Origin of the sequence: Mucilaginibacter hurinus, assembly GCF_003324525.1 — a bacterium.
Classification (GTDB): Bacteria; Bacteroidota; Bacteroidia; order Sphingobacteriales; family Sphingobacteriaceae; genus Mucilaginibacter; species Mucilaginibacter hurinus.
In genome coordinates this window covers 297,132-312,971 of sequence record NZ_QGDC01000002.1, presented here as the reverse complement: position 1 = coordinate 312,971, position 15,840 = coordinate 297,132, and the positions used below count along the sequence as shown (strand labels likewise).

16 protein-coding genes are annotated in these 15,840 nt (G+C 44.0%); 5 read left to right on the top strand and 11 right to left on the bottom strand.

Translation table 11 applies throughout. From position 1 onward, the window contains the following. The first annotated feature begins 81 nt into the window (after positions 1-81). Entirely contained in the window at positions 82-684 is a 603-nt protein-coding gene (locus DJ568_RS04570; protein ID WP_114004063.1) for a porin family protein, read from the top strand. Positions 685-734: 50 nt separating this feature from the next. Here the strand turns inward: DJ568_RS04570 and DJ568_RS04565 are convergent, their stop codons facing one another. The 5 genes from DJ568_RS04565 to DJ568_RS04545 all read right to left on the bottom strand — a co-directional run bounded on the left by DJ568_RS04565 (position 735) and on the right by DJ568_RS04545 (position 5,658). Beyond that, positions 735-1,826: a DUF3667 domain-containing protein gene (locus DJ568_RS04565; RefSeq protein WP_114004062.1), complete on the bottom strand. Its 1,092-nt coding sequence runs from the start codon at positions 1,824-1,826 to the stop codon at positions 735-737. Between the two features lie 11 nt (positions 1,827-1,837). Next, entirely contained in the window at positions 1,838-3,118 is a 1,281-nt protein-coding gene (locus DJ568_RS04560) for a NupC/NupG family nucleoside CNT transporter (protein ID WP_114004061.1), read from the bottom strand. 165 nt (positions 3,119-3,283) lie between these two features. After that, entirely contained in the window at positions 3,284-3,883 is a 600-nt protein-coding gene (locus DJ568_RS04555; protein ID WP_114004297.1) for a bifunctional nuclease family protein, read from the bottom strand. 21 nt (positions 3,884-3,904) lie between these two features. Further along, a complete protein-coding gene (locus tag DJ568_RS04550) occupies positions 3,905-4,882 on the bottom strand; it encodes an electron transfer flavoprotein subunit alpha/FixB family protein (protein WP_114004060.1) in 978 nt (325 codons plus the stop codon). A gap of 38 nt (positions 4,883-4,920) precedes the next feature. Then, positions 4,921-5,658, bottom strand: coding sequence for an electron transfer flavoprotein subunit beta/FixA family protein (locus tag DJ568_RS04545; protein WP_114004059.1), 738 nt, complete (start codon positions 5,656-5,658; stop codon positions 4,921-4,923). A gap of 45 nt (positions 5,659-5,703) precedes the next feature. Between DJ568_RS04545 and DJ568_RS04540 the strand changes: the two genes are divergently transcribed. Continuing rightward, positions 5,704-6,048, top strand: a complete 345-nt coding sequence (locus tag DJ568_RS04540; RefSeq protein ID WP_114004058.1) for a tetratricopeptide repeat protein — start codon at positions 5,704-5,706, stop codon at positions 6,046-6,048. Between the two features lie 150 nt (positions 6,049-6,198). Beyond that, positions 6,199-8,589 carry a GH92 family glycosyl hydrolase gene (locus DJ568_RS04535; RefSeq protein WP_233496624.1) on the top strand — a complete coding sequence of 797 codons (2,391 nt, stop codon included), beginning with the start codon at positions 6,199-6,201 and terminating at the stop codon, positions 8,587-8,589. Between the two features lie 5 nt (positions 8,590-8,594). Here the strand turns inward: DJ568_RS04535 and DJ568_RS04530 are convergent, their stop codons facing one another. The 5 genes from DJ568_RS04530 to DJ568_RS04510 form a co-directional block, all read right to left on the bottom strand. Then, complete coding sequence (locus DJ568_RS04530) at positions 8,595-9,149, bottom strand: sugar O-acetyltransferase (RefSeq protein ID WP_114004057.1); 555 nt, start codon at positions 9,147-9,149, stop codon at positions 8,595-8,597. Between the two features lie 111 nt (positions 9,150-9,260). Further along, positions 9,261-9,818 (bottom strand): GNAT family N-acetyltransferase, encoded by a 558-nt coding sequence (locus tag DJ568_RS04525; RefSeq protein WP_114004056.1) that lies wholly within the window; start codon positions 9,816-9,818, stop codon positions 9,261-9,263. A 29-nt stretch (positions 9,819-9,847) separates the two neighbouring features. Further along, entirely contained in the window at positions 9,848-10,096 is a 249-nt protein-coding gene (locus DJ568_RS04520) for a DUF1456 family protein (RefSeq protein WP_114004055.1), read from the bottom strand. 88 nt (positions 10,097-10,184) lie between these two features. Continuing rightward, positions 10,185-11,186 carry a tetratricopeptide repeat protein gene (locus DJ568_RS04515; protein WP_114004054.1) on the bottom strand — a complete coding sequence of 334 codons (1,002 nt, stop codon included), beginning with the start codon at positions 11,184-11,186 and terminating at the stop codon, positions 10,185-10,187. A gap of 85 nt (positions 11,187-11,271) precedes the next feature. Beyond that, entirely contained in the window at positions 11,272-12,399 is a 1,128-nt protein-coding gene (locus DJ568_RS04510; RefSeq protein WP_114004053.1) for a redoxin domain-containing protein, read from the bottom strand. A 170-nt stretch (positions 12,400-12,569) separates the two neighbouring features. Here DJ568_RS04510 and DJ568_RS04505 point away from each other — a divergent pair, with 170 nt between their 5' ends. Together DJ568_RS04505 and DJ568_RS04500 are read left to right on the top strand one after the other, a co-directional pair. Next, on the top strand, positions 12,570-13,844 hold the full coding sequence (locus DJ568_RS04505) for a DUF6807 domain-containing protein (protein ID WP_147238711.1): 1,275 nt from the start codon (positions 12,570-12,572) through the stop codon (positions 13,842-13,844). Next, positions 13,844-15,205: a putative oxidoreductase C-terminal domain-containing protein gene (locus DJ568_RS04500; protein WP_114004051.1), complete on the top strand. Its 1,362-nt coding sequence runs from the start codon at positions 13,844-13,846 to the stop codon at positions 15,203-15,205. Before DJ568_RS04505 ends, DJ568_RS04500 begins: the two co-directional genes overlap by 1 nt. A gap of 38 nt (positions 15,206-15,243) precedes the next feature. Here the strand turns inward: DJ568_RS04500 and DJ568_RS04495 are convergent, their stop codons facing one another. Further along, entirely contained in the window at positions 15,244-15,810 is a 567-nt protein-coding gene (locus tag DJ568_RS04495) for a CAP domain-containing protein (RefSeq protein ID WP_114004050.1), read from the bottom strand. Positions 15,811-15,840 lie beyond the last annotated feature (30 nt).

The window sequence follows — 15,840 nt, the reverse complement described above, 5'->3', positions numbered from 1 at the left end:
TTAGCAAAATCATAGTTATTTCATGGAATTGCCTTTATTTAGCGAAAAATTTCCATCTGCATAAAAACTAAAACAACTGTCATGAAAAAGATTACTCTACTATTAGCTATTTGTTTGTGTACGTCGTACTACGCGTCCGCGCAAGTGCCGCTGTTGCCAAAGGTCCAGTTTGGGGTTAAGGCCGGTGTCAATATGTCAAGCTTCAGCCTGTCTAACCCTTCGTTTGATGCCAAAAACCGCGCGGGTTATCTTGGCGGCTTTTGGGGAAGGTTTAGCGCATTGGGCATCATGATACAGCCTGAACTTTATTTAACAGGAAAAAATGTTCAAATAAAAGAGAACGATAACGTAAACCGTGTGAATTTTACCAGCATTGATGTACCTGTTTTGTTTGGTGCTAAAGTAGGTGCATTAGGCCTGGGGGGACGTTTCTATACCGGACCGCTTGTCTCTTTCGTTATTAATGATGATCAGAACCTAGGTGGTGCGTTTGTTGACGCAGTTACGCTATCCGATATAAAAAAGCAGGCCTTCGCCTGGACAGTAGGTGCCGGACTTGACGTAAGAAGGTTATCAGTTGACCTACGTTACGAAGCGGGTTTAACCAAACATGCTTATAACAAAAATAGTTCAAGAACGCGTATTAATTTGTTTAACCTTTCTTTAGGTTACCGTTTTAACTAATTCAGATCCAAATAAAAAGGGCCGCGCTTGAAAGCGCGGCCCTTTTTATTTTATACCGAAGTTAACGCGGTAAGCACCGCTACCAGCGTTATTGACAGGCAAAACACTACAAGGTACATCAGCGACACCCCGATCATTTTACTAATTACCCGGAACCTGCTGCGCTGGTAAAAGGTGCGGAAAGCGCGGTAGATATACCACGTTATAATAATCAGTTCAATCAACTCAATTCCTAACGTCCAGCTCACCGGCAAAACCATTTTTAATAAGATGACACAGATGAACAGCAGGAATATAAAGCAATGAAAATGAAACGAAAAGATGAGGTGTTCGACGTAGTACTTCCTGTTTCTCCAAAAAGCAAACTTCAATATTAGGGCGAAAAGCGGCAGTAATAAAAACATCATTTTAGGCACATTATGTTTCACCCCTTCGGTGAAAAGCTTTTGGCTGTTTACGCCGTCATTTTGCCAGGTAATGTACTTTTTAATAATATATCTATTCCAAAATCCGTCTTGCTGGCTTTTAGGTAACTTGCTTTGATCACGCAAGTATTCCTGGTAATTGTCGTAATCTATCTGATCAGCACGGTCGGTAAATATGCTTAAAAAGGCATCTTCAAACTGGTTATCTGATATTTCTCCAATATTTGACGAATCTTTTGACGGCTTAAAGGTCGATTTAATGGCCTTCTTGATTTTTTGCTTTTCTTCGTCGGTCAGGTAAACGGTGTAAGAGGTATTGTCTTCTGTATATTCAATCGTGTTGTCAGCTACATTGGTTTGCCCTGTAGTAATTTGATGGCCTTCACGGTTAACTTTCACAACATGGTTATTATTACTAAAAGCCAGTAAAAAATATACGATGCTGATAAATATATACATCCTAACAGGGTGCAGAAAGCGTGCCCTGCGGCCGGCCACATATTCGCTGGTTAGCCTGCCGGGTTCAAACAGTAACGGTTTCAGCGTATGTATAAACTGGTGATCGAAATGAAAATAATCTAAAACGGCGTGCGTTAGCACATGCCCGAAATGCTCTTTTAGGTGCAGGTTTTCCTGCCCGCAGCTGTGGCAATACTTGCCCTCTAACCGGGTGCCACAGTTCAGACAATCGTCTTCTTCACGGTAACGCTTTTTCATCTAACATTCAGTTACATCAATATACCTGCTATAGTAGCCGACATATAGGAGGCAAGGGTGCCACAAATTAAAGCTTTAATGCCTAATTTGGCAAGATCTGATCGCCGCTCGGGCGCCATTTCGCCTATGCCACCCACCTGTATGGCCACCGACCCGAAGTTGGCAAACCCGCACAGGGCGAAGCTTGTAATAATGAGTGTCTTGGGGTGAAGCGTCGACTGAATTTTCACCATATCAAGATACGCCACAAATTCATTGAGCACCACCTTTGTACCCATCAGTGAGCCTGCGGCCTGCACATCTTTTGATGGCACACCCATAGCCCAGGCAAATATTGAGAAGAGAGCTCCCAATATCTGTTTTAAACTCAATGTTTTAAGATCGATGTTAATAAAGCTAAGGGAAAAATTCAGTTTGGTAGCCAAAAAGTATCCCATTTCGCCCAAAACGTGATCAAGCAACGCTACTATCGCTATAAAGCCAATAAGCATAGCAATAACATTCAGGCCAATTTTAAAGCCGTCGCTTGCGCCCCTGGCAATAGCGTCAACTAAATTCGCATCCTTTGATTTGATCTCCAGCACCACTTTGCCTTTAGTTTCAGATACCTGTGTTTCGGGCCATACTATTTTTGATATAACGAGCGCGCCGGGGGCAGCCATAACGCTTGCTGCCAGCAAGTATTCGGCAGGTACGCCTAATGCTATATAGGTGGCCATAATTCCGCCCGCTATGCACGCCATGCTGCCTGTCATTGATGCCAGCAACTCGCTCATGGTCATATTTTTAAGATAGGGCTTTATCAGTATCTGCGCCTCTACCTGGCCTAAAAAAGTGCTTCCGGTATTTGATACCGCTTCGGCGCCGCTTACACCCATTAGTTTATAAACCACCCAGGCAAAACCTTTTACCACGCGCTGCATAATGCCCAGGTAATATAATATGCTTATAAGTACCGCTACAAAAACGATGGTAGGAATAACCCTGAAAAAAAAGATGAAATTATATTGCTGCCCAAAAACCGTATCCAACTGTGCGTTTTCATTAGCTACAACCCCAAAAACAAACTCGGCACCGTGATCTGAAAACGATAGCAGCTTTTTAACGCCTGCGGCAACAGACGCAAAAATATTTTTACCTATATCAGTTTTTAAAATAAAAACGGCTAGCGCTAATTGGATGGCCAGTCCTGATAATACTACCCGGTAATTTATAGCTTTGCGGTTGTTAGACATTAAAAAGGCAACGCCTAATATCAACACAATACCAATTAAGCCGGTATATCTCTCCATAATTGCAATAAGCAGGTGATTCAAGTTAACAGCTTAAATGTAGGTTTTTGATTCCGGATTTGGAATGGCTTAGTAATTTTTGTAGACTGGTTATACCGGTAAGGCCATTGAAGGCGAGACGGCTAACGCTCTTAACAAGTCAAACACTGTATTAAAGAATGCTGATCACGAAGCTTTTCTGCGGTTTAGTTCATCACGTATTTTAGCCGCTTTTTCATACGCTTCTTCAGCGAGTGCTTCCTGCAGGCGGGTTTTTAGTTCATCATCACTTAAAGAGGCAAAGCTTCCAGCACTTGATACCGGTGCCTTTTCCTCAGGTGTCTCGTTTATGTTCTCAAGATATACAAAATCATTACCCTCTATAACGATGCCTGCGGTTGACAGGATAAATTCATAGGTATAAATAGGGCAGTTAAATCGTACCGAAATAGCTATGGCATCAGAAGTGCGTGCATCAATTTCAGTGGTTTTTTTACCGTCAGAGCAAATTAGCTTGGCATAAAATATGCCGTCGACCAGGTTATATATAATAATTTCCTGTATGCTAAGGTTATAAGCCTGTGCAAAGCTTTTGAAAAGATCATGGGTCAAAGGACGGCTTGGCGTCATCTTTTCTATCTCTATCGCTATAGCCTGGGCTTCAAAACTGCCAATGATGATTGGCAGCCGGCGGCGGCCTTTTATCTCGCCTAAAACCAATGCATACGCGCCAGACTGTGTTTGGCTGTATGAAAGCCCCACAATATCCAGTTCAATTTTTTTCATGTTGTTACCCATCACACTCAATTACGCTATGGCTTTATGTTGTTTTACAGCTTCAATTAATTTTGGTACTACTTCAAATGCATCGCCTACAATGCCGTAGTCGGCTACCTTGAAAAACGGTGCTTCAGGATCTTTGTTTATTACAACGATAACTTTTGATGCGCTAATGCCTGCCAGGTGCTGTATGGCACCTGAAATTCCTATCGCAATATACAAATTCGGACTTACAGCTATGCCGGTTTGGCCAACGTGTTCACTATGCGGGCGCCAGCCTGCATCAGATACCGGCTTTGAGCACGCAGTTGCCGCGCCCAGTAAATCAGCCAGTTCCTCAATCATACTCCAGTTTTCCGGGCCTTTTATGCCGCGTCCGGCTGATACCACTATCTCCGCATCCGGGAGAGATACTTTTTCTGCTGAACGGATTATTTCTTTAATTGTAGCTGTAAAATCAGCTTCACTGATTTCCGGCGAAAAATCTTGTACGCTGCCGGGCGCATTTTTTTCTACAAGTTTGTATGTATTGGGCGTTAAAGCGATCACTTTATTGGCTGATGTCAACTCGGTGATAGCGAAGGCTTTACCTGAAAAAGCAGTTTTTTTAACGATAAACTTGCCATCTTTTTGGTCAGGTAATGATACTGCTCCATCTATTACGCCGGCGCTTAACTTTACCCCAATGCGTGGCGCCAAACCGCGACCCGAAAATGAGTTAGATAACACTACGATGTCTGCATTCTCATTTTTAGCCGCTTCGGCGATAACCGAGGCGTATGCCTGGTTAACAAAGTTTTTTAATTTGGCGTTTGATACGTTAAGCACTTTGTCAGCACCGTATTTCCCCAATAGTGCTAATTCGTCGGTACCCACATCGCCAATTGATATAGCGGTGAGCGAAGTGTTATTCTGGTCAGCAACAGCACGTGCATAACTCGCCGTCTCAAAAATGGATTTTTTGAACAGTCCATCGGCGCTTTCTGCATATAGTAAAACCGGCATATTATTGTGTTAAGTAAAAATCTGGCTAAATGTTTTGATTATATCACCCTGGCTTCGGTATGCAGTAAATCCACCAGTTTAGCGGCATCATCGGCCGGTATCAAAGTTACCTGGCCGCGCGGGGCAGGGGTTTCATAACTAACAATGCCTGATGTAAGCTGTACGTCAACCGGGTCAACAATTACTAATGGTTTGGTACGGGCAGACATGATGCCGCGCATATTGGGTATTTTTGGTTCGGCCACGCCCTCGGCGGTACCGGCAACCACCGGCAGCGGAACATTCAGCACTTCTTTGCCGCCTTCTATTTCGCGTTCAATAGTAGCGCTGTTACCGTCTAACTCTATCTTCTTGATAATAGAAACAGATGGCAGGCCCAGCAACTCGCCCAACATACCTGCAACCTTCGAACCGTTGTAGTCAATAGATTCGCGTCCGGTTAATACCAGGTCGAAAGGATTTTGCTTTACGTATTCGGCAATCTGGTTGGCCACAAACAATGCGTCATGCGGCTTTGCATTAATGCGTACGGCGTCAGTAGCGCCTATGGCCAAAGCTTTACGTATGGTAGCCTCGGTATTCGCTTCGCCCACGTTGATAACAGTTACTGTACCTTTATCACCTTCGGTTAATTCAATGGCTCGGGCCAAAGCTATCTCGTCGTAAGGATTTATAATAAACTGCACGCCGTTGCTATTAAATTGCGTGTTATTATCAGTAAAGGTTATTTTTGTTGTGGTATCAGGAACATTACTAATGCATACCAGAATTTTCATAGAAATAGGTTTTTGCAAATTTAATTAAAAAACACCGAGTTTAAAATGCAGACAGGCAGATTAGAGAAGCTATTGGAATTTATAAAAAACGAGCCTAACGACGAATTTTTAAAGTATGCGCTGGCCACTGAATACCTTAGGTTAAACGAAACGGACAAAGCGCTGAACTACTATGAAGACCTGGTAAATAACCACCCTAATTATACCGGAACCTATTATCATCTGGGCAAGCTATATGAAGCCCTAAACCGCAAAGACGATGCTATACATACCTACCAAACAGGTATGAAAATTACACGCGAAAAAAGGGACATGCACGCCTTTTCAGAACTACAGGCAGCATACAATGCTGCCGCCGGAATATTTGGAGATGAGGACGATGATTATTAGGGTATATATTTGTTTGCAAATAGGTTTTCCGAATGTTTAATAATTACTTAATTAGCAGGAGCTATTTTTAAACAACTTTTTTACATTCGACGGCTTTATTAATGCCTATAATTGCATGGTCAACCAGGCAGCCAATTAATAAACTCTATCATGTTAAAAAAGTACCTTTTAGCCGCGATGGCGCCGGCCTTGATTATATTGCCTGGATTTTCAGTAGATAAAAAACCTGCACCTAAACAACCTGTTGACTATGTCAATCCTTTCATTGGCACCACCGCACGTGAGGGGCGCGACCCAAAGAATGAATTTCCCGGCAAAACTTATCCCGGTGCTGCCAGTCCTTTTGGCCTGGTTCAATTTAACCCCAATACGGTTACCATAGGAGGCAATGCCGCGGGTTACAGCTGCGAGGGCGGTTACAGTTATGAGCATCAAAGTGTTGAAGGCTTTGCGGTAATGCACATGAGCGGTACAGGCTGGGGGGGCGACTTCGGTAATTTTTTGGTAATGCCTACCACCGGAAAAATGAAGACTTTTGCGGGCCGCGTAAAAACCCCGACCGAAGGGTGGCGCTCGTCATACTCAAAAAAGAACGAGAAAGCATCAGCCGGGTATTATTCTGTTTTACTGGATGACTACCAGGTACGCGCTGAAATGACCGTTGCGCCGCACAGCGGTATTATGCGATTTACATTTCCTGAAAATAACCAATCGCGCATCCAAATTGATTTGGCTAAAAGAGTTTTAGGCACATCGGTTAAACAATACATTAAGGTTGTTGATAGCCATACCATACAAGGTTGGATTAGGTGTACTCCCGATGGCGGCGGCTTTGGTGACGGTGACGGAAAAACCAGTTATACCCTGCATTTTTATGCGCAATTCAGCAAGCCGTTAAAAAATTTTGGGGTGTGGAGCGCTGATATCCCGGACGGATGGGGACGCAAGGGGAAAGATATAGTAAAGGATAATTATGTAGAGCGGGTGATAAACGCTGCTATACTTAAGGGGGTTAAAGAGAAAGAAGGAAAACACCTTGGATTTTATACGGAGTTTGCCAGCAGGGCTAAAGAGCAGGTTTATATGAAGGTTGGGTTTTCGTTGGTAGATGTGGCGGGCGCCAAACAAAACCTTAACGCGGAAATTAAAGATTGGAATTTTGATCGTGTCCACCAGCAGCTAAGTAAATCGTGGAATGACGAATTGAGTAAGATGACGGTAGCCGGTGGTTCGGAAGATGATAAGACTGTTTTTTATACTGCACTTTATCATACTTTGCTTGATCCGCGCACGACAACTGACGTAAACGGAAATTTTATAGGTGGCGATAACAAACTGCACCAATCAACGGCTTACACCAAACGTACTATTTTTAGTGGCTGGGATGTTTTCAGGAGCCAGTTCCCGTTGCAAAGTATTATCAACCCACGGGTTGTTAACGATATGATAAATTCACTGGTGGAACTGGCAGATGAAAGCGGTAAGCATTACCTTGAACGCTGGGAAATTGTAAACGCTTACAGCGGTTGCATGGTGGGTAACCCGGCGGTATCTGTAATTACCGATGCTTATGCAAAAGGTATACGTGATTTCAACGTACCTAAAGCGTATGAATACGCCGTGAACACTTGTGAACGCTCGGGCAACGGCGACCGGGGATTCGCCGTTTATGCTGATCCTGCCGAGGGTGCTACAGCCTATATGCACGTGCCTTTATGCATTTCTAACACACTTGAATTTAGTTATTCAGAGTGGTGTATGGCTCGTATGGCTGGCTTTCTGGGTAAAAAAGATGATGAGGCTAAATACCTCAAACGGTCGCAAAGCTATAGGAATATATGGGATGCCGAAACCAATTGGTTCAGACCCAAAAAGGAGGACGGTAGCTGGGAGAAAATGCCAGAGCATGGCCGCCTGCAGCATTTTTTTGGTTCGGTAGAAAGTAACCCGTATCAGCAAGGCTGGTTTGTACCGCATGATGTGCCGGGGATGATTGAGCTGATGGGAGGAAAAGACAAAGCTACAGCAGACCTGGTTAATATGTTCGAAAAGTCTCCGGATAACTTTGTGTGGAACGATTATTACAATCATGCCAATGAACCTGTACACCATGTGCCTTTCCTGTTCAACCGCATGGGGTCGCCCTGGCTTACTCAAAAATGGTCGCGAGCTGTTTGCAGCCGTGCATATCATAATAAGGTAGAGGGCTTGGTTGGTAATGATGATATGGGACAAACGTCTGCCTGGTATGTGCTGGCGGCAAGCGGTTTCCATCCTATAGCCCCCGGTGATACTAGATATGAGATAACCAGCCCGGTGTTTAATAAGGTGAGTATACTGCTTGACCCTAAATACGCCAAAGGGAAAACATTTACCATTGTGGCTAATAATAATTCGCCACAAAACGTTTACATCCAAAGCGCTAAATTAAATGGAAAGAACTATTCTCGTTGCTACATTGATCACGCAGATATAACGGCCGGAGGTTTACTGGAGCTGGAAATGGGCAGTGAACCCAATAAGGTGTGGGGACTTAATTAAACAGGTTAGATATCCTTTATTACCCTGCAGGGATTTCCTGCTGCAAAAACCCGCGGCGGGATATCGCGGGTAACCACACTGCCTGCACCAATTACTGCCTCATCGCCAATAGTTACTCCCGGACAAACAATGACACCTGCACCCAGCCATACGCGGCTACCAATAGTTACCGGCTTACCTAACTCCGTACCCGAAAAGTTGCGTTCGTGTGAGTCAAGAGCATGGGTAGCACTAAGTATCTGCACTTTAGGGCCGCACATCACATTGTCGCCGATTACAATAGGGGATACATCAAGCATCACACCGTCAACGTTCATATAAAAATCTTTACCTACGCTAATGTTCAAACCATAGTCGCAAAAAAAGGGAGGTTCTATCCAGCTGTTTTCACCCGTGTGGCCAAGTATCCCCTTTAGCAATGCCGCTTGTTCAGGCGCATCATGAACACCGGTTTGATTATATATCCCCAGTTTCTTTTTCACCGCCATACGCATGGCAACCAATTCAGGGTCGGTGGCGCGGTAGGGTATACCGCTTACCATTTTCTCTCTTTCGGTCATATAAATAGTTTAAGGGCAAATATAATTTTAATGATTACGCGCCGGGCGTAATTGTGCGATATGTAATACATAGCTCCTGGGGTTATTAATTCTGACGCACAGAAACAGTTGTTAACTCAGTGAGATCTGCAGATGATGATTAAGGGTGCCTAACAGTACCTTATCACCAACTTTGGCAAAGCCTAACGTCTGATATAGCTTTTCGGCCCTCGGGTTCTCCTTATTCACAAGCAAGCCTGCTGTGCTATGCCCCATACTTTTCGCTCTTTGGCACAATGCCGAAAGCAATTGTCTGCCAATTCCTTTTCCCTGGTGTACCGGCGCAACGCTCAGGCAGTCAATGTAAAATTCGCCCGGCCCCGTCTCATCCTCGGGATGATAAGGATTGTTGTACACCGACTTAATATGATTTAAAAATTCCGCCCGTAATTGATGGAGCAATGCACCGTCGTAACCGTTTATCATACCACATATACCGTGGGCATCTTCATACACCAGTGTGCCCTGATAACTGTACTGATTTGCCGGGAGTGCGGCAAACCTTTCAAAAAGTGGAATGGCTTGTTCCGGATTGGTGCCGTTTACAAACTTTGCCGCCAACTCGCCCATGGCCGCTATAATCAGGCGGGCAATAGCGGGGGCGTCATCTTGTTTGGCCTGTCGTATCATATTTTAATATTGGAAAGTTTGCTTTCAGATTATGATTGCTCTTTACCCTCGGTTTTAGGCGGCCGCGGCCCGCGTTTATAAATAATTAAGCCGTTTAAAAAGTTACGCAGTATCTGGTCGCCGCATGGCTTAAAATTCGGGTGGTCGTCGTTCCGAAAAATAGCGCCGATCTCGGTTTTAGTTATCCTGAAATTAACCAGTGATAAAACTTTGATAATATCATCGTCGGTAAATTTTAAAGCTACCCGCAGTTTTTTCATTATATCGTTATTACTCATCGCTGGTGTGTTATAAGGCAAATTTAAGATAATTCCGCCAACAGGCGTCAAATAACGCATGAGGCAAGCATTCACTCCATTATGTTAGTCACTTAGCAACAGCATACCACTCTCGGATTGCTGACACCTTTTGCTGGTTCGTTTTAAGCCAGGTTGCAGCAGTAGGTGCACTACCCTGGCTAATTATTTGTGTGTACACCGGCAAGTGTGTGGTTTTAGATAAGGCATAATACCGTGCCGCTAAAACTGTAGATACGCTATCATTACCAGATTGCTTCGCTGTAAGTAACCCAATGCCTTCAAATACCTCTTTTAATTGCCCGGTTAATTTGTCAGTGGCGGTAGCATACTTTTTTGCGGAAGCACTTCGTGCAGCCTTTGCAATGATATCGTTAAGTGCGCGGTTGTTTGCGTTTAGCGGTTTTAAACCAGGTTCGGGCTTTAACACCCCGCCGCTTAATATACTTTGCAGGTTGCCGTAAGCCTCGGCACTTTTGCCGCCTTTAGGGTCGAGCCATAAAAACTGGCAGAGTGCCAGCAGGGCAGGGGCGCGCTTGTTTTGATGAAACGTAACCAGGGCGTATAAACGCATACTGCCAGGGTGATGTGGCGCAAACTTCAGGGCGTTCACAGCACTATTTTCAGCCCCGGCATAATCTCGCGTCCTGAAATAAACAAGTCCCAGATTATAATGCAGCAGATGGTCGCCAGGGTTTATTTTAATGGCCGATTTAAGATTCTGTATAGCTTTTTGCGGTTGGTTGGTACGGTCGTATATACTTCCGAGCAGGGCATAAGCCGCCCCGGTTATAGCCGTTGCGGAATCTGAGGCAGTGGCTCTTTGCAGGTACGGAACAGCTTCAGCCGCCTTACCTGATGCATTGAGGGTAAAGGCGAGTTGGTAGTTAGCCGATGGGTTATCCGGTTCAGAAGTGAGTGCCAACTTGAACTTAGCTATCGCAGCGGTGTAATTTTTATCATTACTTAACAAAATGCCTTCTTTTATGAGTACCCGGGTATCCTGAGCCTTCGCATTTAGCGCTATAATAAAAAGTAGAGTTGCTGCACGCAGCTTTAAGTGTAGATGCATAAATACTCAACGAAAAAATAAAGCGTTGCTGATAAAATTATATAAAAAAGTCCGGCGCATTTCCGGACTCGTTTTCTGTTGTGGTTTATTGAAACGCCCTGCCGATATATTGATTATTAACAATGGCTTTGCGTAGTTTCCCGAGATCGATGCTACCCTGCACACGGTAAACTATTTTTCCGCCCGGCTCAACTATAAGTGTATAGGGTAGCGTGCCCTGCCATTGGGGATCAATAGCTTCTATCAGCTTATATTTATCATCCAGGGTAAATATGTAGTTCTTGTTTGATGCTTCAAACTTTTTCAGGGCTTCCAGGGCCTTGTCTTTTTTGTTAAGCTTATCAGCCGATATAGAAATAAACTCAAAATCACGGTGCCTGAACATCCGGTTAACCATCACAAAATCAGGAAATTCAACCATGCACGGGCCGCACCAGGTAGCCCACACATTGATAAGCCGTATCTTTTTTGTAGGGTTTTTTAAAAGTTCTTTTAAACCGTTTTCATCAATATCCTCAAGCGTAACCGGTTCTTTAGCCCATTTTTCTAAACTGGCCTTGGCATCTGCTCTTTTTGATGACCACTTAACGGTGCAGCCAAATGTTTTGGTTTTAGTAACAGCAGGCATTTTATCAGCAAGGCCGGCATCAATAGCCGCTTTTATGTCTTCTGAGTTCCCTCCCGATTCGTTGCCGTCGATACGGCCGGTATAGATCACCTTACGATCTTTGTTTAGTACAAAGGAGTGGGGCGTTGAGTAGGCGCCATAAGCTTTTGATGTGCCCTGTGTGGCACTGTCGTCCAGGTAAATAAAGTTAAACTGTTTATCTTTTGCGCGTATCTTCATTTCCTCAAAACTGTCATTAAGGTCGGTATAACCAAGTTCATCAAGCCTAAGTGCTTCAGGGTCGTTAGGGTTAATGGCTATAATGGTGGCCCCTTTATCTCTATACGCTGTTACAAGCGCCTTGATACGGTCTTCGTAAGCTTGAGCGGCGGGGCAATGGTTACACGTAAAAATAATGGCAAGTACCTTTGCTTTGTCAAAGCTTTTCAACGTATACTTTTTACCATCAATTCCGGGCAGATTAAAATTAGGCGCCTGCGAGCCAACTTCAAGGGTTTTGTATACTTCTTCTTCCTGTGCAAAGCATGGATTGATAAACAAAATTAATAACAGGGTTGCGAAGTAGATAATGGATAAGTTTTTCATGATGCGATGTTATTATTGGCTGGTTAAAATTATCAAGTTTTAAACGGTTTAAAAAGTCGCGACGGTATTATAATAGTTACACAACTGTTAAAACGACAGTATTGATTGGAACAAAAAAAATAAAATCGGATATTGGCAACTTTACTGCAATCGATTGCGAAGATAAAACTATGACCAATTACATTAGATCCTTTTACGTATTTATTTTTACCTTTTTTTGTCTGCAAGCCAGCGCTCAAAAGATAGCCGTACTTGAGGTGACGCTAAACTATGAGACCGCCGGACTTGATATACCCGTTAGTACATACCTCGATAAAATAACTTTACTGCCTGATAACAAGTTGATCCTAAAAGAAATTACCGGCGGCAAACCGGTAACAGTTGCTTACCAAATAGAAAAAATTAATGGACAGCGACAATTATACTGGATAATTAAAACAGCCGGCAACAAAGCACAACGGCGAATTTTTGAGTTGAGCAGGGCTACGGCTTTAAAAAAGAGCGGGCACATAAAAACCATTACTTCTGACAGTGCACTAACCATCAGCGCCAACAATAAAACTTTGTTACGTTATAATATTTATAATCATAAACTCACCTTTCCGCAAATAAAGGATACGCTTTTACGCAGCGGTTTTATTCACCCTTTAAATACACCGCACGGGCAGGCGCTTACCCGTATTGAAGCCTGGGATCATAAACACCACATGGGTTTATGGAGTGCCTGGACACATGTACTTTTTGAAGGCGATACGCTGGACTTTTGGAATTTATACAAAAAACAGGGCACTATACGTTTTGCAAAAACCGAATCGGCGAAAGCAGGCCCTGTATTCGCGGAATATAAAACGCTGCAGGAGCACGTGGCATATAAAAAAAATGGCAGTGAAAAAGTGGCCATGAATGAAACGCAAAGCATGCGCATATATCAGCCTGATGCCAACCAGGGTTATTACTTGCTTGACATTACCACCCATTTAAATGCCGCTACGAAAAGCCCGTTTACGATACTTAAATACAGTTATAGCAGTTTAGGCTGGAGGGCCACAGAAAAGTGGAACAGAACCAATAGCGAGGTACTCACATCAGAAGGTAAGGTGCGTAAAGAAGCTGACGGAGCTCGTGCCCGCTGGGTACTGGTGCAGGGCAAAATTGATGATGACTACGGCGGCGCGGTAATGATGTCATATCCAGCCAACTTTAATCACCCCGAACCGTTACGGGTGTGGCCTGAAAATATTTTTAACAACGGCGATATGTATACCAACTTTGTGCCCAATAAAGATCGCGACTGGCCAATAGTAAAAGGTAACGATTATGTGCTTAAATACCGCTTTGTTGTATTTAGCGGTAAATTTGATCAAGTTAAATCAGAAGCGGCCTGGCAATATTTTGCCCATCCGCCGGTTGTTGACGTAAAAATGAATAAAGCTGCACGTAAATAATGGGTAATTTAAATTTAGGCATTTTAGGTTTGATCATGTTGGCCGTAACGTGTAACGGGGAGCGTAAAGGCAAATCTGTAAAACTTATTACGCTTGATCCGGGACATTTTCATGCGGCCCTTGTTCAAAAGAGCATGTATCCCGATGTTGACTCAGTTGTATATGTATATGCGCCGGAAGGGCCTGATGTGCAATTGCATCTTGACAAAATAGCGGCTTATAACGGTCGTGCAGAACAGCCTACTGCCTGGAAGGAAGACGTTTACAAAGGCAAAAACTTCTTCAATAAAATGCTGGAAGAGCGAAAAGGTAACGTGGTGGTGATGGCCGGCAATAACCGTTTGAAAACTGAGTATATAAAGAAATCAGTTAATGGCGGTTTTAATGTGCTGGCCGATAAACCCATGGCCATTGATAACAATAACTTTGAGTTGTTGAAAGAAGCCTTTACCACCGCTGCCGAGAAAAAATTGCTGTTGTACGACATCATGACCGAGCGTTATGAAATTACCAATATACTGCAGCGCGAGTTGGCCATGATACCCGGGATATTTGGTAAGCTACAAGCCGGTACACCCGAAAACCCGGCTGTTGAAATGGAAAGCGTGCACTACTTTTATAAATACGTATCGGGCAGCATACTTACCCGGCCGGCCTGGTTTTTTGATGTTGAGCAGGAAGGCGACGGTATGGCCGACGTAGGTGTGCACCTGGTTGATCTGGCGCAGTGGAGCTGTTTTCCTGAAAGTATTATAGATTATAAAAAAGACATTACTTTCAATTCGGCAAAAAGATGGCCAACCGCACTTAACCGCGGCCAGTTCTTCGCCATAACCAAGCAAAGCGAATTTCCGGACTATCTAAAGAAATATATAGTGAAGGACACTGTATTAAATGTATTTGCCAATGGCGAGATCAACTACAAACTTCGCGGAGTAAATATCAAATTATTGGTTAAATGGGATTACCAGGCGCCCGCGGGAGCCGGTGACACGCACTATTCTGTTATACACGGAACCAAAGCCAGCCTTGTGATAAAACAAGGTGCCGAAACCGCAAATAAACCAGCATTGTACATAGAATCGGCCAAAGCGGGGGATATGAATTATGTCGACCAGGTAAATACAAAAATGCGCGCTTTACAAGCAAAATATCCTGGCGTGGAGCTTAAAAAGATAGCGAAGGGCTGGGAAGTGGTAATTCCGGATAAATACAGGGAGGGCCACGAGGCACATTTTGCCCGGGTGACGGAAAAATACCTGGATTATTTGCATAACGGCAATATGCCTGGGTGGGAGGTGCCTAATATGATAGCTAAATATTACACCACAACGAGCGCGCTACGTTTGGCCAAAAAGTAACATAACATCAATGGGGTAGGGCAGCCGATGACACTTATTTAGTAACCCTTTCGTTCAACCAGTCTGGCACCCTTTTTTATCATCAGTTTTTGTTGGCGCGTAAACTCCTCCCGGCCACCAAAATTCTGCACCCAGTAAGTGCGGTCATGCGCTACACCAACCTCTTTAAAATCAGCGTTCATCAGGTTTTTACAATGGCCCGGACTTTTAAACCATCCGTTCTGCACTTCGGCAATGCTTTGCTGGCCAAAAGCTATGTTTTCGCCAACTGCAATGCTCCTGTAACCTTTCATGGTGTAACCGGCCCGTGTAATGCGGTCGTAACTGGTGCTGCCATCTTTACTGGTGTGGTTAAAATAACGGCGTGCAGCCATGTCGGAGGCGTGGTTCTTCGCTGCTCTTTCGAGTTCGTCGCTCCACGCCAATGGCGCTACAGGGGGCATATATTGCGTGCCACATTTACAACCTGCCTGCCTAACACTATTGATACGGCTTAAAAAATCGTCCTTAAACTCCGTGGTATCGTTGTTTTGAACAATAGTGAGGCTGCCTAAGGTGATAAATACGGTTAGCAAAATGGCGCTTCTCCAAATTATAGTCTTCATACTTTAGGTATGACCATTAACAGGCGGAGT

Bases quoted from the DNA above. Each gene is read 5' to 3' on its own strand.
- DJ568_RS04530 (WP_114004057.1), bottom strand. From the start codon at position 9,149: ATGACCGAAAGAGAGAAAATGGTAAGCGGTATACCCTACCGCGCCACC.
- DJ568_RS04550 (WP_114004060.1), bottom strand. From the start codon at position 4,882: ATGCCGGTTTTACTATATGCAGAAAGCGCCGATGGACTGTTCAAAAAA.
- DJ568_RS04500 (WP_114004051.1), top strand. From the start codon at position 13,844: ATGGGTAATTTAAATTTAGGCATTTTAGGTTTGATCATGTTGGCCGTA.
- DJ568_RS04555 (WP_114004297.1), bottom strand. From the start codon at position 3,883: ATGAAAAAAATTGAACTGGATATTGTGGGGCTTTCATACAGCCAAACA.
- DJ568_RS04565 (WP_114004062.1), bottom strand. From the start codon at position 1,826: ATGAAAAAGCGTTACCGTGAAGAAGACGATTGTCTGAACTGTGGCACC.
- DJ568_RS04560 (WP_114004061.1), bottom strand. From the start codon at position 3,118: ATGGAGAGATATACCGGCTTAATTGGTATTGTGTTGATATTAGGCGTT.
- DJ568_RS04505 (WP_147238711.1), top strand. From the start codon at position 12,570: ATGACCAATTACATTAGATCCTTTTACGTATTTATTTTTACCTTTTTT.
- DJ568_RS04510 (WP_114004053.1), bottom strand. From the start codon at position 12,399: ATGAAAAACTTATCCATTATCTACTTCGCAACCCTGTTATTAATTTTG.
- DJ568_RS04540 (WP_114004058.1), top strand. From the start codon at position 5,704: ATGCAGACAGGCAGATTAGAGAAGCTATTGGAATTTATAAAAAACGAG.
- DJ568_RS04520 (WP_114004055.1), bottom strand. From the start codon at position 10,096: ATGAGTAATAACGATATAATGAAAAAACTGCGGGTAGCTTTAAAATTT.
- DJ568_RS04515 (WP_114004054.1), bottom strand. From the start codon at position 11,186: ATGCATCTACACTTAAAGCTGCGTGCAGCAACTCTACTTTTTATTATA.
- DJ568_RS04570 (WP_114004063.1), top strand. From the start codon at position 82: ATGAAAAAGATTACTCTACTATTAGCTATTTGTTTGTGTACGTCGTAC.
- DJ568_RS04545 (WP_114004059.1), bottom strand. From the start codon at position 5,658: ATGAAAATTCTGGTATGCATTAGTAATGTTCCTGATACCACAACAAAA.
- DJ568_RS04495 (WP_114004050.1), bottom strand. From the start codon at position 15,810: ATGAAGACTATAATTTGGAGAAGCGCCATTTTGCTAACCGTATTTATC.
- DJ568_RS04535 (WP_233496624.1), top strand. From the start codon at position 6,199: ATGTTAAAAAAGTACCTTTTAGCCGCGATGGCGCCGGCCTTGATTATA.
- DJ568_RS04525 (WP_114004056.1), bottom strand. From the start codon at position 9,818: ATGATACGACAGGCCAAACAAGATGACGCCCCCGCTATTGCCCGCCTG.